This is a genomic window from Aeromonas diversa CDC 2478-85, from assembly GCF_000819805.1.
Lineage (GTDB): Bacteria > Pseudomonadota > Gammaproteobacteria > Enterobacterales > Aeromonadaceae > Aeromonas > Aeromonas diversa.
The window spans coordinates 1-635 of record NZ_CDCE01000001.1 but is presented as its reverse complement, the minus strand read 5'-3'; the positions used below and the strand labels follow the sequence as shown (position 1 = coordinate 635).

Here is a 635-nt window from a genome sequence, read left to right as displayed (position 1 = left end):
GACGGTGAGCGTTACTCGCCCTGTTCGCGCGCGATGGCGCGCCAGCCGATATCGTGGCGGTAGAAGAGGCCGTCCCACTGGATGCGGGCCGCCAGCTGGTAGGCGCGCTTTTGCGCCTCGGCAACCGTGTGGCCCAGCGCCGTGGCACACAGCACGCGGCCGCCGGCGGTGACGACTGTGTCACCCTCGAGGCGGGTGCCGGCGTGGAACACCTTCTCGCCGCTCGCCTCTTCCACCGGCAGACCGCTGATGGGACGCCCCTGTGCGTAGTCACCCGGGTAGCCACCGGCGGCCAGCACTACTCCGATGGCGGTGCGCGGGTCATAGACGGCCTCGACCTGATCCAGCTTGCCGGCGCAGGCCGCCAGGCACAGTTCCACCAGATCCGAGCGCATGCGCAGCATGATGGGTTGGGTCTCGGGGTCGCCGAAGCGGCAGTTGAACTCGATCACCTTGGGGTTGCCGTTGCCGTCGATCATCAGACCGGCGTAGAGGAAGCCGGTATAGACGTTGCCTTCGGCCGCCATGCCGCGCACCGTCGGCAGGATCACCTGCTCCATCACCTTGCGGTGCACCTCGTCGGTGACCACGGGGGCCGGGGAGTAGGCGCCCATGCCGCCGGTGTTGAGGCCGGT

General features: G+C 68.8%; 1 protein-coding gene. It reads right to left on the bottom strand.

Going from position 1 to position 635, the window contains the following annotated elements:
- Window positions 1-11 precede the first annotated feature (11 nt).
- Window positions 12-635: phosphoribosylamine--glycine ligase (locus BN1121_RS00005; protein WP_043596896.1), on the bottom strand; the 624-nt coding region annotated here is incomplete at its 5' end.